This window comes from Anaerorudis cellulosivorans, assembly GCF_025943985.1.
Taxonomy (GTDB): Bacteria; Bacteroidota; Bacteroidia; order Bacteroidales; family Dysgonomonadaceae; genus Anaerorudis; species Anaerorudis cellulosivorans.
Genome location: NZ_JAPCWE010000004.1, coordinates 122145 through 145103 on the forward strand (window position 1 = coordinate 122145; position 22959 = coordinate 145103).

Genomic DNA, 22959 nt, shown 5'->3' on the forward strand with positions numbered 1-22959 from the left:
ACCTTTAAAGGAATCTTTCGAATCATGAAAATTTGTTTTATTCTTTTGTTTGTTTTCTCTTTTCAGTTGATGGCCTTGAACACAGAAGCGCAGGAAGCGGTGATTGAGTTGGAGACGAATTCGATAACCATAGGTCAACTTATAGAGGAAATTGAAAAGCAAACCGATTATTTGGTGGTTTACAGCAATCGGGAAGTCGATGCCAACCGTAAAGTAACTCTTCGGAAGAAATCGGACAACGTATCGGCGTATCTTAATGAAGCATTTGCGGGAACCGATATCGGCTACGATTTTGAGAATAACTACATTGTGCTGATGAAAAAAGCCAACCGAAATGCCTCCACTGTTGCCGAAATGATCCGTTCTGCCCAGCAGCAAGGCAAAACGATAACGGGAAAAGTTGTCGACGCCAATGGAGAACCGATTATTGGAGCTACAATTTTGATAAAAGGCACCAGTCAGGGAACCGTCACCAATATGAATGGGAATTATACGTTAACGAATGTACCGGAAGACGCTATTCTTCAATTCAGTTATGTTGGGATGGAGCCACAGGAAATTTTCGTTGAAGGTAAGAAGGTCATTAATGTTACCATGAAAGAAATTGCAGAACTTCTTGAGGAAGTTGTGGTGATTGGGTATGGCAGCATAGAAAAAAATAAAATAACCAGTGCCATAACAAATATTAAACCAAAGGATTTCAATAAGGGCAATATTAATAATCCAGCTCAACTATTACAAGGGAAAGTGTCTGGTTTGAGTATTGTATCTCCTCAGGGAAATCCCAATGGAACATATGATATTCGTTTACGCGGATTATCTACAATTGGCGCTAATACAGAACCTCTGATTATAATAGATGGCGTTGTAGGAGCCGATATCAATAGCGTTGATCCGTCTGATATTGCAAGTATGGATGTTTTGAAAGATGGCGGAGCAGCTGCTATATACGGAACCAGAGGTTCAAGTGGAGTAATTATTATAACAACAAAAACAGGGATGAAAGGTTTCGATTCAGTAAGTTATAACGGATATATTTCTTTAGAGAATATGGATAGATCTCTCCCTGTTATGAGCCGTAGTGAGTATCTCGAATATGGAGGAACAGATTATGGGAGTTCTACAGATTGGATGGATGAGATTACGAGAACGGCATTTTCTCATGTGCATAACCTATCAATTTCGGGAGGGACTCCGAAAACGTCTTATATGGGATCTATAAATTATCGGGATATAGAGGGAATTGTTCCTAAAACAGGTTATAATCAAATTGGTGGACGACTTAATTTGACCCAAAAACTACTTAACGATCGGCTCAATATAGGCTTAAACCTTGTATTACAAAATAAAAATGCAAAAATCGGATTTGACGATGTTTTTAGATCTGCGATAGTGATGCCTCCAACGGCACCAGTGTATGGAGAAGATGAAGAATATGATATATATGGCGGGTATTTTCAAAATCGAGCACATGAACTATTTAATCCGGTAGCTATCATTAATCAGAATCAAAATATCAGGAAGACGGATAGAGTCACTTATAATATACAGGGAGATCTTCAGATTACAGAGGATATTACTGCTTCCATTCGATATGCTCATAATAATGAAAATATTAAAAATGGTCAATATATTAGCAAACATAGTCTTTATGGAAGTGGAATAGATCGGAATGGATTGGCTTCCCAAAGTAGTTATAATAATAAAAATGACTTGTTTGAACTTACGGGTAATTATCTGAAATCAATTAATCTAATGAACGTAAATACTTTGATCGGATATTCATATCAGAATTTCGTATCGGAATATTTTTATGTACAAGCCGGAAATTTTCTCACCGATAAATTCTCTTTTAATAATTTAGCTGCGGCCCGGGATTTTGCTGATGGGAAAGCAAGGGGCGAAAGTAATAAAGAATCCAATAAATTGATTGCTTTCTTTGGACGAATCAATTTAAGTTATGATAATACATATTTTTTAATGGCTTCGCTTCGTCATGAAGGGTCTTCCCGTTTTGGAGATGGGAATAAGTGGGGTAATTTTGCGGGATTAAGCGCAGGCGTGGATATTAACCGTATTTTAAGAATTCCGTACATGGATCAACTGAAATTGCGGGGAAGTTACGGACTAACAGGAGCATTGCCGGCCCAAAGCTATTTATCGAAACAAATATATGGGCCGGGGAGTAATCTTGAATATTATTTCTACAAAAATCAATTTACACCGGTCTATTCACCTCAAAGTAATCCCAATCCGGATCTTAAATGGGAAACAAAATCGGAAATAGATTTCGGGATTGATTTCAGTATGTTCAACTCCCGTTTAACAGCTAGTCTTGACTACTATAACCGTAAAACATCGGATGCTCTTATTACATTAAATGTACCTGTGCCTCCCAATTTATATCCAACATCGGTCTTGAATGCGGGAAAACTACAAAACCGAGGATTTGAATTAGGTATGAGTTATGATGTGATTAAAACAAATAATTTTTCGTGGAATACTCAATTAACATATTCAACAAACTCTTCGAAGATTATTTCACTTTCAATCGGTGATATCCAATACGGAGTTAGGGAGGTGGGAGGATTACCGGCGCCTCTTACAGGAAACGTGGTGCGAGTTCAAGAAGGGAAACCATTGGGACAGATGATTGGCTGGATATATGAGGGGGTTAATAGTGATGGTTCTTACAAATTGAAGGATTTGGATAACAATGGAGTAATTAACGAACTCGACGTAGATGTAATCGGACGAGGACTACCCAAAGGCGAATTTGGATTTGGGAATACTTTTACTTATAAAAATTTTGATTTGAACTTTTTCTTTAGGGGTGTATATGGGCATGATTTGGTCAATCTCCACCGTACAATGTTTGAACAAATATCGCGTATAAGCACTTATAACCTGATTAAAACCAAATATTTTCAACCCGAATATAAGGGACCGGTCGCATACAATAGTCATTATGTGGAAAATGCTTCTTTTATTAAGTTGGACAACTTATCCTTAGGATACAATTTCAAATTACCACCTCAATCAGTTATTTCTCAAGTAAGATTATATCTTACAGGACAAAATCTATTTTATATTACGAATTATTCCGGAGTTGACCCTGAACCCCGTTATTCTTATGGCGGAAATGTACTTGCTCCGGGAATTGAACCCCTTAATAGTTGGGTAACAACCCGGCCAATTACTTTAGGCATTAATCTAACTTTTTAAAAAATTAACTTTATGGATATTATAAATACAGTTTATCTGTCTGCTAAAAAGATAACTCTTTTTTCCGGATTAATTTCTTTACTCTTTAGCTTGTCTTGTACAAATCTGGATGAAACCCTATACAGCCAGTTAGATAATGACAATTTTCTGCAGACAGAAGAAGAAATTTCTTCAGCATTAGGGGCGGTTTATAGTGGCTTAAGAACATTCCAGAAGAATGATCATTTGTGGACGATTTATTGTACGACGGACGAAGTCGCTATCCCAGGTAGAACTGGAGGTGATTGGGCTGGCGATGGTCAAGATCAGCAAATGACCGACCATACATGGATTTCCAATAATCGTTTCTTTGAAGGTACATGGTTAGCATTTTTTGCCCAAGTCAATACATGCAATCGATTAATATATCAATTAGAACAAATTGACCCTCAAAAATACTCTGCTTATATCTCCGAAGTGAAAATAGTAAGAGCATTATGGTATTTATGGTTGATTGATATGTGGGGAAATGTTCCGATTGTGGATCGATTTGATGTTCCTGAAGGATATTTACCCTCAACTAATAGTAGAAAAGAAATATATAATTTTATAGAAAAAGAGATAAACGAAAATATCTCCAATCTTACAAAAGAGAAGAGTTCTATAACTTATGCAAGGGCTGATTATTGGACCGCAAAAGCTATTTTGGCAAAATTATATCTTAATGCTGAAGTATATACAGGAGTTGCTGAATACCAGAAGGCATTAGATGCTTGTAACGACATCATCAATTCCAATATATTTAGCATGACCAATACTTATAGCGAAAACTTCATATCGAAAAATGAAAGTTCAACAGAAGCAATATTTGCAATTCCTTTCGATGATATATATACCCCATGGGGTTGGATATTACCCCTTGTTTCGTTACACTATGCCAGTCAGCAAACATTCAATTTGACAAATGGACCATGGAATGGGCTTTCTGTTCAAACAGAGTTTTTTTATTTGTATGAAGATGATGACATACGAAAACAAAACAATTTTCTTTGGGGGGCGCAATATACTTCAACAGGTGAGCCATTGATCGATAATGGATATGAGAAAGATTTGGATCCCGATGGGCCTCAGATCCATTTTACACCGGAGTTTGTCTCTCTGTACAACACCATACGCCAATCGGGGGTAAGAATAAAAAAATGGGAAATTGAGATGGGAGGAAATGGTTTCTTAAATAGTGATTTCTTTGTTTTTCGTTATACTGATATCTTATTAATGAAAGCTGAAATTTTGTGGCGTATGAATCCTTCTAATTCAGAAGCTCTTGAAATAGTAAATCAAATTAGAGCAAGAGCCGGTGTTGCTCCATTTTCAGTACTTAGTGAAAAGGATCTGCTTGATGAACGTGGGCGTGAATTGTTCTTAGAAGGTTGGCGCAGATCGGATATGATCAGGTTTGGAAAATACAATGCCCCGACGATCTTTAAACCGTATGTAAGCGAAGATTTCAGGCGTTTATATCCAATTCCTAAAAATCAATTGGATGCTAATCCGAATCTAAAACAGAATCCTGGTTATTAATTGTTTAATTTAATTTAAAATACCCTACAACCCTCAGAATCTAATCTTAAACTGAGGGTTGTAAATCTTACAATATTAAAAGTATGAGAAATAGAAAGATAATTATTTTGATCTTAGCAATATTTTCAGGAGTAACGATATTTGGGTTGGAAGCACGCGATAGTCCTTTTACAAGAAAAGGGACAGGGCCTCGTTATTGGATTTCCTATGAATATTGCTGGGTCAATAATACGGCTATACCTGAAGATCGATGGAAAGCAAATATTGACTGGATAGCCTCAGATTTCAAAAAATACGGATATGATATGGTTTGTAACGATGGATGGGTAGAAGCTGCACAAACAATTAATAAGGACGGCTATATCGTAAAATATAATGATGACTGGCAACACGGGTTCAGCTACTGGGCTGATTATTTGGCAAAAAAAGAGATGAAACTTGGCGTATATTACAATCCTTTGTGGATGACAAAAGCCGCTTTTCAGCAGAATGGGATTATAAAAGGTACAAATATTCAGGCTCAGGAAATTGTTGGAGATATTTCCTTCAATGAACCTTTATATTGGGTTGATGTAGACAAACCGGGAGCGAAAGAATGGATACAAGGGTATGTTAGGTATTTTATTGAATCAGGTGCGAACTATTTGCGAATTGATTTTTTGGAAAATTATGAGAGAAACTATGGGGTTGTAAAATATATAAAAGCCCTTCAATGGATAAAAGAGGCTGCAGGAAATGATTTGTTTATAAGCCTAGTGATGCCCAATTGTTTTGACCATGCACGAAATGAGTTGCAATATGGGGATATGATACGTATTGATGATGACTGCTTTGATGGAGGATGGGAATTTGTAAGCAACCGAAGGAGAGGAGAACAAAAGGCGCTTTGGCCCCAATACGGAAATGCTTTTGACGGGTTTATCGGTTTTGCCGATATTGGAGGTAGAGGGCAAATGATATTAGATGGAGATTTAATGCGTTTGAATACTATGGCTAATGATAAAGAACGAAAGTTTTTATTTTCTCTAATGGTCATTAGCGGCTCTTCTTTGGCAATTGGTGATCAATTCGACACAATAGGAGAAAGCTCTTGGATATACCAAAATACTGAATTGCTGGATCTTAATGATAAAGGATTCGTAGCAAAGCCATTAAGTTTTAATCATAAAGATATTGAAAAAAGCTCTATCTGGGCAGGGCAATTACCAAACGGAGATTGGGTTGTTGGCTTATTTAACAGAGAAGATACCAAGCAAATTAGAAGTATTGATTTCGAAAAAGAATTAGGGATAGAAGGAGGCGTGGCTCAAAATGTCAGGTGTCTTTGGCAACACACCGATTTAGGTCCTCAAATAGGAGGCTATTTAGTTGAACTGGAACCTCATGAATGCCAAATTATCAAAATAGAGACTCTCAATCGTAAATATGAAACAGAATTTGCTTCAATGATTGACGTATATAAAAGCTCTTTAAATTTCAGATATAGCGGTAATGGATATGTGTCAGGATTTGATAAAGATGGGAAGGTATTAACCGTTGTTGAAATTCCACAAGATGGGATGTATCAATTACAAATCAGATATGGGAATTCATCAGGAGTAACAGCTACTAGCAGTCTTTATATCAATGATCAGAAATACAGGGAACAATTATGTATGCCCAATTTAAAAAATAGAAATGAATGGGATAATCTAAAGGTAGAAGTCTTTCTTAAAACTGGTATAAATTATATACATATCCAGAAGGATAAGTATGATAACGGTTTATTTAATATTGATTTTATTAAAATAAAATAGTTATCTTATACTATAATCAAATTAAGAGCATAGTACGTTTAGGTTTTAAAAAAGAAAATGAAGATAGTTGTAAGCTACCCCTTTTTAGGACAGTCTTTGATTACAAGGCGATGGAAGCCTTAGCGCCGGAGCAGTTAAAATCCGGCAAGACTTTATTAGGGAAAGGGGGAGCTTTTGGTCCACTTTTGGAGAAAATTTAAACGCCGCACTTGAAGGCGAGATGGATGCCCACATGGATTTCGAAGAGCGATCTTTAGGCAATCGTTGAAATGGCTATATGAGCAAACAGGTTAAAACCGGGATGGGGGAAATAACAGTCCACACTCCCCACGACCGCGATTTGAATTTACAATCTCGGGGAGTAAAAGATATTCTGATAGCCTGTACGGACAATCTCTCAATCTCTCCGGTTTTTCGAATGCCATCCGGCGCATCATTTACACCACCAACATGGTAGAGGAATACCACCGCCAAATATGCAAAGTGACTAAGAATAAGGGCGTTGTCCCAAACGATACGGCATTGGAAAAGTTGGTCTGCTCGGCTTATCGCAACATCCGTAAAAAATGGACAATGCCTCTCTCTAACCGGGGGCAAACCGCTCAACAATCGGCAATTAAATTTTCTGACAGATTTAAACTTTTCGAATGATGCGAGAAGCCAATATTTTTTGTAATTTTATCCCGACCAACAAAACTCCGAACAAAGCATTCCCCTTTAATAAAAAAAGGAGCGGAGTTGTAAGAAAATAATTCTTGACACAGTTTAATTTACGCTACCCTCGATTTTCCCGCGTGGAATGTCAACGGGATATGTCAGGTCCACAACATTCCCTACACGTATTGCATTACCTCGCTACCCCAACTATTGAAAGATGCCGGTTATCATACCATTCATTGTGGTAAAGCGCATTGGGGTGCTGTTGACATGCCGGGAGAGAATCCTTATCATTTCGGATTCGAAGTCAATATTGCGGGTCATGCAGGAGGAGGTGTTGCGAGCTATTTGGGAACAAACAATTTTGGAAATCGTACCGACGGGGAACCCTCTCCCTTACAAGCTGTCCCCGGATTAAAAGAGTATTGGGGAAAAGATATCTTTTTGACCGAAGCATTAACGCTTGAAGCCCTGAAAGCCTTGGATAAGGCTAAAAAGCTAGGGCAGCCGTTTTATTTATACCTATCGCACTATGCAGTTCATATTCCCATTGATCGCGATAAGCGTTTTTATTCCAAATACCTCGAAGCCGGTCTTTCGGAAAAAGAAGCAGCCTACGCGGCGTTGCTTGAGGGAATGGATAAAAGCTTGGGAGATATTTTGGATTGGCTCGAAAAGAATGGGGAAGATAAGAACACTGTTGTTATTTTCATGTCAGACAATGGCGGTTTTTCTACCGATACGGCGTGGCGCGATCCACCTTTGCATACACAAAATGCTCCGCTCAACAGTGGAAAAGGATCGGCATACGAAGGGGGTATTCGTGTTCCGATGATCGTTAAATGGCCGGGAACGGTAAAACCCGGAACAACATGCGGAAGTTATCTTATTATCGAGGATTTCTTTCCTTCGATATTGGAAATGGCCGAGATAACGAAACTCAGAACGGTTCAGCCTATAGACGGTAAAAGTTTTGTGCCTCTTTTGAAAGGAACGGGCGACCCAAGCAAAGGGCGAAACTTGTATTGGAATTATCCGAATTTGTGGGGGAACGAGGGACCCGGTATTGGTCCTACCTGTACGATACGTAGTGGCGATTGGAAACTGATATACTATTATCAAACGGGGGAAAAAGAGTTGTTTAACATTCGCAACGATATTGGAGAAAAGCAAAATTTGGCTGCCCAACATCCGGCAATTGTAAAAAAATTATCGAAAGATCTTGGGCAATATCTAAGGAAAGTAAAAGCCCAACGTCCTACTTTCAAATCTACGGGGAAATCTTGTCCGTGGCCGGATGAGGTCTAGCAATGCTATTATAACAAGCCCTAAAAGATATACAAGAAACAGTTGGAGTTCAGTTTATTTCAAAATTATAAACAACACTATAAAAAAGAGGATGATGAGAACGAAAAGAATTTTAGAGGTTATGGTATGTTTTGTCTTTTTTGCTCATTTCAGTCTGTATGCCGGGACTAAAGCCAAGCATGTGATTTTGATCGGACTGGATGGGTGGGGCTCGTACAGTGTAGAAAAAGCCGATATGCCGGTTGTCAAGAAACTGATGGGTGAGGGGGCATATACGTTAAAAAAAAGGGCAGTATTGCCTTCATCGAGTGCGGTAAATTGGGCATCGATGTTCATGGGAGCCTGTCCCGAGTTGCACGGCTATACCGAGTGGGGCTCTCGGACACCCGAAATACCTTCACGGGAGGTTACCCGTCACGGGATATTTCCCACGATATTCAGTTTACTCCGCGAGGCCGATTCCAAAGCCGAGATCGGATGTTTATACGAATGGGACGGGATCAAATACCTGGTGGATACGTTGTCGTTGAATTATCATGCCGGGGCATCAGATTACGAAAAATTTCCGACGTCATTGTCCGAGATGGCCGTAAAATACATGAAAGAGAAAAGGCCGAATCTTCTGGCCGTTGTTTTCGATAATCCGGATCATGTAGGTCATGCCGACGGACACGACACGCCGGCCTATTATGCCAAACTTGCGGAACTGGACGGTTATATCGGACAGATTGTGGAAGCCGCCAAAGAAGCAGGCATATGGGACGATACCATCATCATTTTAAGTGTCGATCACGGAGGTATCGGTAAAGGTCATGGTGGGAAGACGCTTCAGGAGCTTGAAACACCATTTATTGTTGCGGGGAAGAACGTCAAACGGATTCCGGAATTTAAGGAGAGCATGATGCAATTCGATATAGCCGCAACCATTGCCTACATTTTCGATCTGAAAACCCCGCAGGTGTGGATCGGACGACCGATGAAACACGTATTCAAATAAAAAGAAGCGGTATTCAGATCTTGCAGATGGAATGATAAATGCTGAACAGGAACAACATAAATTGAAAATATTTTGATAGCTTCAAGGGAATGCGTATTTTTATTGCGTAAGTCTTGCGTTTTGTGGTACGAACCTCGGAGTTATGGATAATTGTTAATAGCAGAATTCAAGATCACCCAAGAGGGGTTTTAGAGGCATTTCTTCGCTCCTTGTTCGCTCTTCCTTCGCTCTTTGTTCGCTTCAAGCCAGGAAGAGCAACTCAGGATTCCGCAGGTTGATGATGTGTGAAACCCGCATGCTCACTGCATAAACCGCACGATTGTCGTGTAGACTTGGTGCAAGGCTGATGCAAGCATGGAGCGAGGAAGGAGCGGAGAAGGTGCAGCCTTGGTACGGAGAAGGTGTCTTGTAATATGCAACATGCAACAAGCAGGTGAACGCAATGCGAAGCAGAAGAAACCGATTTCAATTAGCAACAGGAATGGGGGTTATCTTTGCTGCCGTTTGAAGTGACAAATCCGCGAAGAGAGGAACATAGGAAATAGAATTCATATTCATGTAAGCTTTATGTGTAGATTCAAATTTTTATTTGCAGGTTTAGGGTTGAGCACTTTTCCCCTGTTGCCTGTCGAAGCGCAGCAAAAACCCAACATCGTGCTCATTTATGCCGACGATTTGGGATTCGGCGATTCGTCGTGTTACGGGGCAACGCGAGTGCATACGCCTCATGTGGACGCTTTGGCGCAAGACGGCATTCGTTTCGTGAATGCCCATTCGGCTGCTGCCACCAGCACGCCGTCGCGTTACGGGCTGTTTACGGGAGAATACCCCTGGCGGAGGAAAGGCACGGGTATAGCAGCCGGCGATGCAGCACTGATTATCCATCCGGAGCGTAACACCCTACCCAAGATGCTTCAGGAAGCGGGCTACACGACAGCAGCGGTGGGCAAATGGCACCTGGGATTGGGCAAGGAAACAGGGAAGCAGAATTGGAACGGTTTGATAACACCCGGACCGCGTGAGATTGGTTTCGATTATTCCTACATCATGGCAGCCACAGCCGACCGTGTACCGTGCGTTTTTGTGGAAAATCAGCGAGTGGCCAATCTCGATCCGCGAGATCCGATACAGGTGAGCTATACGAAAAACTTTCCCGGCGAACCCACCGGTAAGGACAATCCGGAGTTGCTGACGAAACTGAAACCCAGTCACGGTCACGACATGAGCATTGTGAACGGGATTTCGCGCATCGGATACATGAAAGGCTGCAAATCGGCCTTGTGGGAAGATGAACACATAGCCGACAGCGTTACGGCTCATGCCGTACAGTTCATCGAAGAGAACAAAGGCAGGCCTTTTTTTCTGTATTTCGGGACGAACGATGTTCATGTTCCGCGTTATCCCCATCCGCGTTTTTGGGGGCAGACCGACATGGGACTTCGCGGCGATGCCATCGTGCAGTTCGACTGGTCGGTTGGCGAAATCGTCAAAGCCTTGGAAAGGGCAGGGATTCGCGACAATACGCTGATCATCGTCACGAGCGACAACGGTCCGGTTGTAGACGACGGTTATGCCGATCAGGCGGTAGAAAAGCTGAAGAATCACAAGCCGTGGGGGCCGTTTCGCGGAGGGAAATACAGTGCTTACGAGGCCGGCACGCGTGTCCCGTTCATCGTGAATTGGCAGGGGAAGACAAGAGCGAAGGAATCGTCGGCACTTGTTTCCCAGATCGATATGCCGGCGACATTGGCACGATTGGCAGGCGTGGATATTACCGTGAAGGAAGTTGGGGACAGCCGGGATCAGCTCGATGCCTGGTTGGGGCATGACGAAAAGGGACGCGATTACGTTATCGGTGCGGCAAGCACGTTGACCGTGCTCACCCGGCACTGGAAATACATAGAGCCCCAGGATGGCTCCTCTTACAATCCTTTCACCAACACCGAGTTGGGGAACGATCCGCAGGATCAGCTTTACGATATAGTGCACGACCGGGGCGAATACGACAATGTTGCTGCCGGCAATCCGTTGGTTGTGCGTTTCATGAAGGAGATTCTCCGGGAAGAGAAAGCCAAGGGAATCGGTATGGAATTGTGATCGATGGGTATTTTTCATAAATTTCACGCAAACGAGCAAATTAGGGAAAGCTTGGAGGGGGAAAAAATGATAGACCCCGGTTTTGGAGAATACCCTTTATTTTAAAGGGATATTTCGAGAGAATCGGGAGTTATGGAATAGGGTTGGCAGGGTAGGACATGAGTTTAAAGAATAAACAAAAAAAATAGACGCGAAGAGCATTTCAAACAGGTTGACAAACAGTTTTTTTAGAATATTTAGCAAATAGGAATATGCCCGATTGGGAAATTTCCAATACCTTAGCAAGGTAATGCATTGCGACAAGAGTTGTTAAAATTCCCGAAGAAATAAATTAATGGGGACAGGTTCCCCGATTTTAATGAAACGACTTTTATTTTTTGTATTGATAGCGGTGGTTGGATGGTCATGTTCCGGTAGGGGATGGACTTCCGACGAAGATGCCTTAATCGTTTATCCACGTGAGGGCAAAGCTAAAGCTGTGAAGATAGAGCCTTTTGATGACGATATCATCAGCGTTTCGGCAACTCCCGACAAATTCGATGATGAGCCGAGTCTTGTAGTGTTGCCTAAAACAAAGAAAGTGCCCTTTACAGTCGCAGAAAAAGGAGAATTCTTGTTATTAACCACTTCGAGATTACAGGTGGAGATATCAAGAACCTCAGGAACGGTGCGTTTTTTGGATTTGAGCGGGAACGCGATTCTTCAGGAACAAGCCGGGGGAAGAACGTTTAAGGCTATGCAGGTTGACGGCGTTAAAGGTTACGAATTGCGGCAGATTTTCGAATCTTCGGACGATGAGGCCATTTATGGTTTGGGTCAGCATCAAGCCCACGAAATGAATTATAAGGGCAAAAATGAGGAGCTTTTCCAGTATAATACCAAAGTTTCCATTCCTTTCATTGTTTCTACCAAGAACTATGGATTACTGTGGGATAATTATTCCTTGACGCGTTATGGCGATCCACGTCCTTATGGACAGATAAACCAATTTAAACTTTACGATACCGATGGCAAGGAGGGCCGACTGACGGCTACTTACATCGATAATGTCGCAACCAATCATGTGTTTATCGTGCGAAACGAAAGCACGATCGATTATGAAAATCTGGAGACGGTTAAAAATTTTCCTGATGGGATGGATTTCAATAATGCCAAAATTACCTGGGAGGGTGATATTGAACCGCTCGAAGATGGTGTTTATCGTTTTCTTCTTTATTATGCCGGTTATACGAAAATTTGGATCGATGATGAGTTGAAGGCCGATCGCTGGCGGACGGCATGGAATCCTTCGGTAGCCAAATTTCAGGTCGATATGCAAACCGGTAAAAAATACCATCTCAAGTTGGAGTGGATTCCCGACGGAGGCGTGTCTTATATCGGACTGAAAGCGCTTTCGCCTGTCGATCCTGAAATGCAGAAAAACATCTCTTTTTATTCCGAAATGGGTAACCGGATCGATTATTATTTTATGACGGGCGACAATATGGATGGTGTGATAGCCAATTACCGTGAGCTTACGGGAAAAGCGCAAGTCATGCCGAAATGGGCTATGGGTTTCTGGCAGAGCCGGGAGCGATATAAAACACAGGATGAACTGCTTGGCACATTAAACGAATTCAGAAAACGCCGCATCCCTATCGATAATATCGTTCAAGACTGGTTTTACTGGAAAGCAGATCAATGGGGAAGTCATGAGTTCGATCCGGAGCGTTTTCCCGATCCAAAAGGTATGGTTGATAAGGTGCACGAACAACATGCGCACATTATGATTTCGGTGTGGCCTAAATTTTATCTCGGAACCGAACATTTTGATGAGTTCGACCGAAACGGTTGGATGTACCGAAAGGCCATAGAGGACAGCATTCGCGACTGGGTATATCCGGGATACATAGGATCTTTTTACGATGCATATGCTCCGGCCGCACGGCAATTGTTCTGGCAGCAGATTCATGAGCACCTCTATCCTCTGGGCATGGATGCTTGGTGGCTTGATGCTACCGAACCCGATATTCTTTCCAATGCAAGTGTCGACTATCGGAAAGCTTTAATGAGCCCCACCTTTTATGGTCCTTCCACAGCATATTTCAATGCTTATGCACTGATGAATGCCCAAGGGGTTTATGAGGGGCAACGGCGTGATGGAAAAGGAGAACGGGTGTTTATTCTTACCCGTTCGGGTTTTGCTGGAATGCAACGTTACGGAACGGCTACATGGAGCGGCGATATAGGGACAGTTTGGGAAGACATGAAAGCGCAGATTCCTGCCGGGATTAACTTTTCTATGTCGGGATTACCCTATTGGACAATGGATATTGGTGGGTTTTGCGTGGAAAAACGGTATGAAAATGCAAAGGAAGGGAGTGAAGATTTGAACGAGTGGAGAGAACTTAATACACGCTGGTATCAGTTTGGTGCATTTGCTCCTCTTTTCCGCGTGCATGGGCAATACCCCTATCGAGAAATTTTTCATATTGCATCCGAAAATCATCCTGCTTACCGATCGATGTTGTATTACAATAAATTGCGCTACCGTTTAATGCCGTATATGTATAGTTTATGCGGGGCGGTTTATCATCATGATTATACCATGATGCGTGGGTTGGCTATGGATTTTACATCGGATACTGAAGTATATGGTATCGACGATCAGTATATGTTTGGACCCGCTTTCATGGTTTGTCCGGTTTACGAATATAAAGCCCGCAATCGCGATGTCTATTTCCCTGAAAATAAAGGGTGGTACAATTTTTACACAGGTCAACATCAGGAAGGCGGCATAAAGAAAAGGGTCGATGCACCTTATGAGCAGATGCCGTTGTTTGTTCCCGAAGGTGCTATTATTCCTGTCGGGCCCGAATTGCAGTATGCCAACGAAAAGAAGCCGGACCCGATCGATTTGTACGTTTATATGGGAGCTGATGGGAGTTTCGAGCTTTATGAGGATGAAAATGTAAATTATAACTATGAAAAGGGTAGATTCGCCATCATCCCGTTTACCTATAATGAAAAAGAGAAGAAACTGGTGATTGGGGATCGTGAAGGAGAGTTTGACGGAATGTTGGAATCCCGAAAATTTAATGTCATATTTGTATCGAAAAACAATCCTGTCGGTTTCAAGCCGGATATGGCAAAGGGCATCTTGGTTGAATATGATGGTACACGCATTGATGTGCCGGCAAATTAATTTCGTATGTTTAAAAATTTTCATTGTTTAAAAATCAGTCCTATGAAAAGATCCGTATGGTATATTTTGGCTGTCGTAAGCATTCTTTTCGGATGCGATCGCCGCTCGTCTTCGCCTCGCGAAGTACAAAAGTTTACGAGTGATTGGCGTTTTCGGTTGGGCGATAGTGTCGTTTTTTCTTCAGCTGCCTTTGATGATGGCGATTGGCGAACGTTGAATCTGCCTCACGATTGGAGCATCGAAGGCGCGTTCAGTCCCGATCACCCTGCCGGAGTTGGCGGCGGAGCTTTGCCCGGCGGTATCGGATGGTATCGCAAAACTTTCAAGGTATTGCCTGCCGATTCGGGGAAGTGTTTTTACATCGATTTCGATGGGGCATATATGAACTCCGAAGTCTGGATCAATGACCATTATCTGGGCAAACGTCCGAATGGTTATATCGGGTTTCGATACGACTTAACGCCTTATCTCCATTTTGATGATCGGGAAAATGTGATTGCCGTAAGGGTCGATAATAGTGCTCAACCCAATTCCCGCTGGTATTCGGGGTCGGGAATCTATCGGAACGTATGGCTTACGAAAGTCAATCCGGTTCATGTCGATCATTGGGGTACTTTTGTAATTTCTGAAGTCGGGGAAGATCATGCCAAGGTAAGCATTGAAAACACAATTCGCAACAGTAGTGAAACGGATGTCGATTTTCATGTTGAAGTAGAGTTGCTGGATCGGCATAACAAAAAAATAGGTGATGTCGGAAGCGAAGAAATGACGGTAAAAGCCGGACAGATCACAAAGGTAACGTTGCAGTCGAATGTGCCTAATCCTGATTTGTGGTCGCCACAAGATCCTGCTCTCTATAAAGCCGTAACCAAAGTTTTTGAAGGAAAAGAGTTGGCGGACCGCTATGAAACGGTTTTCGGCATCCGTTCGTTCCATTTTAGTAGCGACAAAGGTTTCTTTTTAAATGGACAACCGCTTAAGATTAATGGCGTGTGTATGCATCACGATTTAGGAGCCTTAGGGGCGGCGGTTAATTATCGTGCCATAGAGCGTCAGATGGAAATCATGAAGGGAATGGGGGTCAATGCTATCCGCACCTCGCATAATCCGCCAGCGCCAGAGCTTTTGCAGATTTGCGACCGGATGGGATTGATTGTCATGGATGAGGCTTTCGATATGTGGGCAAAAAAGAAAACGGCTTACGATTATTCGCTTTATTGGGACGAGTGGCATCGTCGGGACTTGCAAGATCAGATTTTGCGCGACCGTAATCATCCGAGTGTGATGATTTGGAGTATTGGCAATGAGATCCCCGAACAGTGGGACACAACAGGCGTAGCCATTGCTCACGAATTGGTTTCAATTGTTCATGAGCTTGATACGACGAGACCCATTACCACGGGTAATAACGAGCCTTATCCTCATAATTATATCATCCAATCCGGTGCTCTCGATCTCATCGGATTCAATTATCATCATCAGGATTGGCCGAATTTTCCGGAAACATTTCCCGGAGAGAAATTCATCGCAACCGAAACTGTTTCGGCCCTTGCAACTCGTGGACATTACGACATGCCTTCCGATAGTGTAAGGGTATGGCCTACACGTTGGGATATTCCCTTTCACGAAGGCAATCCTGACAATACCTGTTCGGCTTACGATAATTGCAGAGCACCTTGGGGGTCGACCCATGCCGAAAGTTGGAAGCTGATCAAGAAGTATGATTTTCTTTCGGGTATGTTTATTTGGACGGGCTTCGATTATCTGGGCGAACCCACACCGTATCAGTGGCCTTCGCGCAGTTCTTACTTCGGGATAGTCGATTTGGCAGGTTTTCCAAAAGATAGTTATTACATGTATCAAAGCGAATGGACCAACGATACGGTTTTGCATATTTTTCCGCATTGGAATTGGAAAGAAGGTGATTTGGTAGATGTTTGGGCTTATTACAATCATGCCGATGAGGTGAAATTGTTTTTGAACGGACAGTCGCTTGGCAGCAAAAGCAAACAGGGAGATGATTTGCATGTGATGTGGCGGATACCGTTTGAACCCGGCATATTACGTGCCGAGTCGAGAAAAGATGGGGAATTGGTGGCTGTAAAAGAGATTAAGACGGCAGGTGAACCTGCCAAGTTGAATGCTTATGCCGATAGGCAGATTATTTATGCAGGAGGAGAGGATTTATCTTTTATTACCGTTGATATAACCGATAAAGACGGAAATGTGGTTCCCTATGCAGATAATCGGATAAAAATAGCCATACAGGGCGATGCCTCCATAGCCGGAGTCGATAATGGATGTCAAACAAGTCATCATTCTTTTCAATCCGATGAAATTGATGCTTTCAACGGCAAGAGTCTTGTCATTGTTCGTTCCGGAAAAACCAAAGGGAAGGTGAAGGTGATGTTGCAATCTGATCATCTTCCGGAATCAATGGTGGAGTTAGAAGTCAAGTAAGATAAATATATGGAAACAATCGGATTAAAGCTGTTTTATCCTTTTTTGGGCATGGCTGCATTATCTTCCTGCGGGAGCAGCAAAAAGGTGGAGCATTCTCACCCTTACAACATTGTGTTTATCATGAGCGACGATCATACGCGTCAAATGATGAGCTGTTACGATAAGCGTCATATCGAGACGCCCAATTTGGATAGGATAGCCGAAGGAGGGGTAATTTTTACGAATGCCTTTGTTGCCAATTCGATTTCGGGTCCGAGCCGAGCCTGTCTTTTGACAGGTAAGCACAGCCATAAGAACGGGAAATTGGATAATCGTACGGCTTTTGACGGGAGTCAGCAAACCGTTCAGGAGTTGTTGCAGCAAGCAGGTTATCAAACGGCAATGATCGGGAAATGGCATCTGGATGGGGAGCCGAAGCATTTCGACCATTGGGAAATTTTGCCCGGTCAGGGAGATTATTACAATCCGGATTTTCTCACGGCAGAGGGTCGGAAACGCTACGAAGGATATGTAACCGACATCATTACCGATCTGAGTTTGGATTGGCTGGAGAAGGAGCGCGACAAGGATAAGCCGTTTTGCCTTTTCATTCACCATAAAGCTATCCACCGCAACTGGATGTCGGATACCACTCACCTGGATGCATACGAAGACAAAACGTTTGAACTTCCTTCCAATTTTTTCGACGACTATGCGGGTCGTATAGCTGCATCGCAACAGGAAATGAGCATTGCAAAGGATATGGATATGGTTTACGATCTTAAAATGATGCGCGACAGTGTGCAAACGCGATTGTCGAAAACGTATAGCGACAATGTTTACGGTAGGATGAACGAAGCCCAGCGTGCGGCTTGGGACAAGCATTATCAGCCCATTATCGATTCTTTTTATGCCTCACCTTTGGAAGGGAAAGAGTTGGCGGAATGGAAATACCAACGTTACATGTGCGATTATGCCAAAGTGGTGAAGTCGCTGGATGAAAATGTGGGTGAGGTACTGGATTATTTGAAAAAGAACGGAATGATGGAAAATACGATTGTTTTTTATACATCGGACCAGGGATTTTATATGGGCGAGCACGGATGGTTTGACAAGCGATTCATGTATGAAGAATCTTTCAGCACGCCGTTGGTGATTCATTTGCCGGCTTCATTAAAAAAACGGGGACGCATTGATGCTTTGGTGCAAAACATCGATTTTGCGCCTACCATGCTCGACCTGGCCGGCTGCGCAATTCCCCAAGACATTCAGGGCGTCTCGCTGTTGCCTTTGCTTGAAAAGGAAGGGAAGCCGCGTAATTGGCGCGAATCGCTCTATTATCATTATTACGAATATCCCGGCGAACATGCCGTGAAACGTCATTACGGTGTCAGGACGGCAAGATATAAACTGATCCATTTCTATAACGATATCGATTCCTGGGAATTGTATGATTTGCAGAACGATCCGACTGAGATGCATAATCTTTACGGAAAGGAAGGCTACGAGAAAATCACGAAAGAATTGAAATCCGAATTGAAGCGTTTGCAGCAGCAATACGATGATCCCATTTTGGAGCAGTATCCCTTATGAAAAACTATTCCTGTGAAATGGGAGAAGATAACCGGTGTTTTTTGTTTCTAGCTTAGTTCCAGACCGAATTCATCGGAAAGTTTTTGAAGTGAGGAGTTCTGTTTTACCATTTCGTCAAAAATTTCGCGGGAGGTCAACGGCTTTTTAATAGCATTTCCTTCTGCGATTTTTATGGTCATGGTAACATCATCGTTCTGGAGTTTCTCTCTTAAATAGGCAAGAATAGAAGCGCTGTTGTCTTCCAAATAGTGCTTGTTGATGTCGGTGTTCACTTCAACTTCGAAAAGTGTTTCCGCAAGCAATTTCGGCAAATAGAGCGACATGGTGTTTTTCAATAATTTTTCTTCTGTAAGCGCATCTGTATAGGCCTTCCATGCATTTATCAGATTTTCTTCGGTGAAAGGTTTGGAACCGTTTTTTTTGTTATTTGGCCCTGATGTATTTTCCTTCTTATTTTCATTTTTCAGGTCGGAAATAGAAATGCCCATTTCGTTAATCGATACGGTTCTTTTTTTTAATGGAGCTTCTTTATTAGGCAGAATGTTAGTTGAGGCAGCCTTTGATTCCTTTTCTTCGGATGGAGGCTCCTTGATTTTGTTTTCAACGTTGGGGGTTGATGCGTACGTTGCTGCTGTCGCTTTAGATCGGGAGGTTGTGGTTGTTGCGTCGGGTTGTTCCGGTTTTTGGATGGGCTTTATTGTTGTCTCGTCTTTTTTAGGATTGAGAGTCGTTTCTGTAGGATTTTCGATCAGCTGACAAAGGCGGATCAATGTCAGTTCCACCAACAATCGTTTATTTTTGCTTGCACGATAGTTGAGATCGCAGGTGTTTGCCATGTCAATTGCCTGATAGAGAAATTCGTTGCTGCATCGTTTTGCGGTTTCAGTGTAGCGATTTCTGATGGAAGAGCCAACCTGAAACAATTGAGCCGAACGTGGATCTTTGCAAACCAACAGATCCCGAAAATGAGAGGCTAAACCAGCGATAATGTATTGTCCTTCGAATCCGCGATTATAAATATCATTGAGTATCAGCAGACAATCGACTACATTTCCCGCGAGAATAGTATCTGTCAGTTTGAAATAGTATTCATAATCCAGCACATTGAGCGTATCAATAACAGCACTATAAGTAATATTCCCTCCTGTATAGCTTACCATTTGGTCGAAAATGGAAAGCGCATCGCGCATGCCTCCGTCTGCTTTCTGTGCAATAATATTCAGCGCTTCGACTTCGGTTTTAACGTTTTCCTGTTCTGCCACATATTCCAAGTGATGAACGATATCGGAAATGTTGATTCGGTTGAAATCGTATACCTGGCAGCGTGACAAAATAGTGGGGATAATTTTATGTTTTTCTGTTGTAGCCAGAATAAAAATGGCATGTGCCGGTGGTTCTTCCAACGTTTTCAAAAATGAATTAAACGCAGCGGTAGAAAGCATGTGCACTTCGTCGATAATATACACTTTATATTTACCGATTTGAGGTGGAATGCGTACCTGCTCGATCAATGCCCGAATATCGTCCACACCGTTGTTTGATGCTGCATCGAGTTCATGAATATTATAAGAACGTTGTTCGTTGAATGCAACGCACGATTCGCATTCGTTGCATGCTTCATGATCCGCAGTAGGATGAAAACAGTTAATCGTTTTTGCGAAAATACGAGCACATGTAGTTTTCCCGACTCCGCGAGGGCCACTGAACAAATAGGCATGGGCTAATTTGTTATTGACAATAGCATTTTTAAGTGTTGTTGTCAATGCTTCCTGCCCGACAACGGAGCGAAATGTGCTTGGGCGATATTTTCGTGCCGATACTATGTAATTATCCATTCTTTTTACTGATTTTGTAAAACACAAATATACAAAATTATTCGTTTTCTATCGTTTAAGTATAGCATTGAAGTGCATGGCATCGGCTGATAATTTTTAAGTGGATCCGTTTTATACTTGCCGGTTGAATCTGTATAAATAGGTTTGCCTTGTTTACAGAATATTTTTGTATCTTTACTTTTCGAAATTGAATTGGATGAGCAAACATGAGCATGAAGTCAGTGTGTACATATTTTTTCTTGTTTTTTATATTGGGTGCCACGGCTTGTTCGTCGAGCAGAAAAGCTTCTTCTAATGTCGAACTCAAAAGGGCCGGATCGAGCACCCAAATTGTTTCGGAGAATATTTTTCATTTACCTCAAATTCCGGAAGACATTACTTCTCCGGAGGAGAGAGGGAAATTTTTGGTAATGCATTATTGGGATCGATTCGATTTTAGCAACGAGCGACTTATTTCTCGTCCTGAGATTACAGAACAGGCGTTTGTGGATTATATTCACATTCTGCAAAATTATGTTTCGTTTGAAGATGCAAAGAAATCGTTGCATTATACCTTAAAAAAAATGAAAGAAAATGATGCGATGCATGCTTATTTTGCTTCGCTTTTTGAAAAATATCTTTATGAGCCGAATTCTCCTTTTCGTAATGAGGAATTTTATCTTGTGGTATTGAAGCAATTGATAAAATCGTCATCGCTTTCCAAAGCAGAAAAATCGAAATACAAATTCCAACTCTCCATGGTTAATAAAAATCGTGTGGGGAAAAAGGCAGCCAATTTTAATTATACACTGGCATCGGGAGAAACTTTAAGTTTATATTCCATCAAAAGTGATTATCTCCTTTTAATTTTTTTCGATCCCGAATGTTCCACTTGTGATGCGGTTATCCGACAAATTAAGGAATCGGAATCTGTTAACAATGCTATGAAAATGAATTCGCCTACCCGAACCATGTTGACGGTTTTAACCGTTTATCCCGGCGAAAACCTCAATGTATGGCTCGATTATTTACCTCAATTACCTGCTGAATGGACGAATGCCTATGATCAAGGTATGGTCATCACCAAAAAGAATCTTTACGATATCAATGCTTATCCCATATTGTATTTGCTTGATAAAAATAAAAAGGTAATTTTAAAAGATTCACCTCTCGAGGCCGTTGAAGGGTTTTTTTCTGTTTCTTCATAAATATTTGGTTGCTACTTATTTATAAGTATGCCAAAAACATACGTTAACATATAGAAACAATTATTTTATTCGATTTTTTTTTTCTTCAAAGAAAGTACTCTACTTTTGTGTCTCAAATTTAATAAATGATCTTTAGCGAAAGATCGATTAAAATGAATTTTATCACTTGCGTGAGGCATAGGGTAAGATTTGAGTATTCTTTAAAACAAAAATTTATGAAGTATGTGAAGTTTTGCCTTCTTGTAATTGCTTCGCTTATGATGTCATCGGGATCAATAAAAACCGATAAACCTGCTATGGGTTATTATCCCGGAGAACGGATTCCGAATATCGTGTTACACGATATCGAGGGGAACATTCTGGATTTAAGCGAGTATAAAGGCAAAAAAGTAATCGTGAATTTTTGGGCTGCATATGATGCTTCTTCAAGAGCATCAAATATTCGGATATACAATTTTTTAAAAGAAAATTATCCGGATATTGCGTATTTGTCTATTTCTTTTGATGAGAACAGAAATGTGTTTGAAAAGACAATACGATGGGATCAGCTCGAAATCGAATCGCAATTTTGCGATGCAAATGGAACCCGTTCCGAGATATATAAAAAATTTCGCTTGAATAGGGGTTTCAAAAATTACTTGATCGATGAAAACGGGGTAATTATGGCAATAAATGTTACTCCTGAAAATTTGAAAATCATTCTTTAATTTAATAGGATGATAAAAATAGGAAAGCTGTTTCTCAACGTGGAACAGCTTTTTTTTATATCTCATACCGCTTGTATATCCCGGTAAATGGATATGGAATTTATATTTGAAAGGATTTTTTAGAAGAATGGGATATTATGGAAACAAACATTATAAAAGTTGGCATGTATATGCTGATCGTTGTTATAGTTGTTATAGTGAAATCTTTTTTGCGCCATGAGTCAGAAGGAACGTATGATGATATATATGATAGGGGATTCCACGATGGCTGTAGCAGGTTTGGCAGTTGAAGGTATTCGCGAGTTGAATCTCCTCCTGACCCATTGTGTCGTAGAAAGGTGTTGACTCCATATATCATTATCGCACAGATC

Annotated in this window: 12 protein-coding genes and 2 pseudogenes; 13 read left to right on the forward strand and 1 reads right to left on the reverse strand. The window is 41.5% G+C overall.

Annotation, left to right across the window (positions count from 1 at the left end; all coding sequences use genetic code 11):
• Positions 1-24 precede the first annotated feature (24 nt).
• The 10 genes and pseudogenes from OLM34_RS03290 to OLM34_RS03335 all read left to right on the forward strand — a co-directional run bounded on the left by OLM34_RS03290 (position 25) and on the right by OLM34_RS03335 (position 18859).
• Entirely contained in the window at positions 25-3225 is a 3201-nt protein-coding gene (locus OLM34_RS03290) for a TonB-dependent receptor (protein ID WP_264405221.1), read from the forward strand.
• Positions 3226-3237: 12 nt separating this feature from the next.
• Positions 3238-4785, forward strand: coding sequence for a RagB/SusD family nutrient uptake outer membrane protein (locus tag OLM34_RS03295; protein WP_264405223.1), 1548 nt, complete (start codon positions 3238-3240; stop codon positions 4783-4785).
• 83 nt (positions 4786-4868) lie between these two features.
• On the forward strand, positions 4869-6581 hold the full coding sequence (locus OLM34_RS03300; RefSeq protein ID WP_264405224.1) for a CBM35 domain-containing protein: 1713 nt from the start codon (positions 4869-4871) through the stop codon (positions 6579-6581).
• A 411-nt stretch (positions 6582-6992) separates the two neighbouring features.
• A pseudogene (locus tag OLM34_RS11455) lies at positions 6993-7232 on the forward strand (transposase); the annotation flags it as partial.
• Between the two features lie 129 nt (positions 7233-7361).
• Positions 7362-8546, forward strand: a pseudogene (locus OLM34_RS03310) (sulfatase-like hydrolase/transferase); the annotation flags it as partial.
• 121 nt (positions 8547-8667) lie between these two features.
• Positions 8668-9543 carry an alkaline phosphatase gene (locus OLM34_RS03315; protein WP_264405320.1) on the forward strand — a complete coding sequence of 292 codons (876 nt, stop codon included), beginning with the start codon at positions 8668-8670 and terminating at the stop codon, positions 9541-9543.
• Positions 9544-10110: 567 nt separating this feature from the next.
• A complete protein-coding gene (locus OLM34_RS03320) occupies positions 10111-11640 on the forward strand; it encodes a sulfatase-like hydrolase/transferase (RefSeq protein ID WP_264405225.1) in 1530 nt (509 codons plus the stop codon).
• A 334-nt stretch (positions 11641-11974) separates the two neighbouring features.
• The gene (locus tag OLM34_RS03325) at positions 11975-14824 is read left to right on the forward strand and encodes a TIM-barrel domain-containing protein (protein WP_413777181.1); all 2850 of its coding nucleotides are present in this window, start codon (positions 11975-11977) and stop codon (positions 14822-14824) included.
• Between the two features lie 42 nt (positions 14825-14866).
• A complete protein-coding gene (gene galB / locus OLM34_RS03330) occupies positions 14867-17284 on the forward strand; it encodes a beta-galactosidase GalB (RefSeq protein WP_264405227.1) in 2418 nt (805 codons plus the stop codon).
• Between the two features lie 9 nt (positions 17285-17293).
• A complete protein-coding gene (locus OLM34_RS03335) occupies positions 17294-18859 on the forward strand; it encodes a sulfatase family protein (protein WP_264405229.1) in 1566 nt (521 codons plus the stop codon).
• A gap of 47 nt (positions 18860-18906) precedes the next feature.
• Here the strand turns inward: OLM34_RS03335 and OLM34_RS03340 are convergent, their stop codons facing one another.
• Entirely contained in the window at positions 18907-20694 is a 1788-nt protein-coding gene (locus tag OLM34_RS03340) for a DNA polymerase III subunit gamma/tau (protein ID WP_264405231.1), read from the reverse strand.
• Positions 20695-20900: 206 nt separating this feature from the next.
• Here OLM34_RS03340 and OLM34_RS03345 point away from each other — a divergent pair, with 206 nt between their 5' ends.
• From OLM34_RS03345 to OLM34_RS03355, 3 genes are all read left to right on the forward strand, one after another.
• Positions 20901-21881: a DUF5106 domain-containing protein gene (locus OLM34_RS03345; RefSeq protein WP_264405232.1), complete on the forward strand. Its 981-nt coding sequence runs from the start codon at positions 20901-20903 to the stop codon at positions 21879-21881.
• 215 nt (positions 21882-22096) lie between these two features.
• Positions 22097-22588 carry a TlpA family protein disulfide reductase gene (locus OLM34_RS03350; protein ID WP_264405233.1) on the forward strand — a complete coding sequence of 164 codons (492 nt, stop codon included), beginning with the start codon at positions 22097-22099 and terminating at the stop codon, positions 22586-22588.
• Between the two features lie 216 nt (positions 22589-22804).
• Positions 22805-22933, forward strand: a complete 129-nt coding sequence (locus OLM34_RS03355) for a hypothetical protein (protein ID WP_264405234.1) — start codon at positions 22805-22807, stop codon at positions 22931-22933.
• Positions 22934-22959 lie beyond the last annotated feature (26 nt).

Bases quoted from the DNA above. Each gene is read 5' to 3' on its own strand.
- OLM34_RS03325 (WP_413777181.1), top strand. From the start codon at position 11,975: ATGGGGACAGGTTCCCCGATTTTAATGAAACGACTTTTATTTTTTGTA.
- OLM34_RS03320 (WP_264405225.1), top strand. From the start codon at position 10,111: ATGTGTAGATTCAAATTTTTATTTGCAGGTTTAGGGTTGAGCACTTTT.
- OLM34_RS03300 (WP_264405224.1), top strand. From the start codon at position 4,869: ATGAGAAATAGAAAGATAATTATTTTGATCTTAGCAATATTTTCAGGA.
- OLM34_RS03355 (WP_264405234.1), top strand. From the start codon at position 22,805: ATGAGTCAGAAGGAACGTATGATGATATATATGATAGGGGATTCCACG.
- OLM34_RS03335 (WP_264405229.1), top strand. From the start codon at position 17,294: ATGGAAACAATCGGATTAAAGCTGTTTTATCCTTTTTTGGGCATGGCT.
- OLM34_RS03295 (WP_264405223.1), top strand. From the start codon at position 3,238: ATGGATATTATAAATACAGTTTATCTGTCTGCTAAAAAGATAACTCTT.
- OLM34_RS03345 (WP_264405232.1), top strand. From the start codon at position 20,901: ATGAGCATGAAGTCAGTGTGTACATATTTTTTCTTGTTTTTTATATTG.
- OLM34_RS03350 (WP_264405233.1), top strand. From the start codon at position 22,097: ATGAAGTATGTGAAGTTTTGCCTTCTTGTAATTGCTTCGCTTATGATG.
- galB (WP_264405227.1), top strand. From the start codon at position 14,867: ATGAAAAGATCCGTATGGTATATTTTGGCTGTCGTAAGCATTCTTTTC.
- OLM34_RS03290 (WP_264405221.1), top strand. From the start codon at position 25: ATGAAAATTTGTTTTATTCTTTTGTTTGTTTTCTCTTTTCAGTTGATG.
- OLM34_RS03315 (WP_264405320.1), top strand. From the start codon at position 8,668: ATGGTATGTTTTGTCTTTTTTGCTCATTTCAGTCTGTATGCCGGGACT.
- OLM34_RS03340 (WP_264405231.1), bottom strand. From the start codon at position 20,694: ATGGATAATTACATAGTATCGGCACGAAAATATCGCCCAAGCACATTT.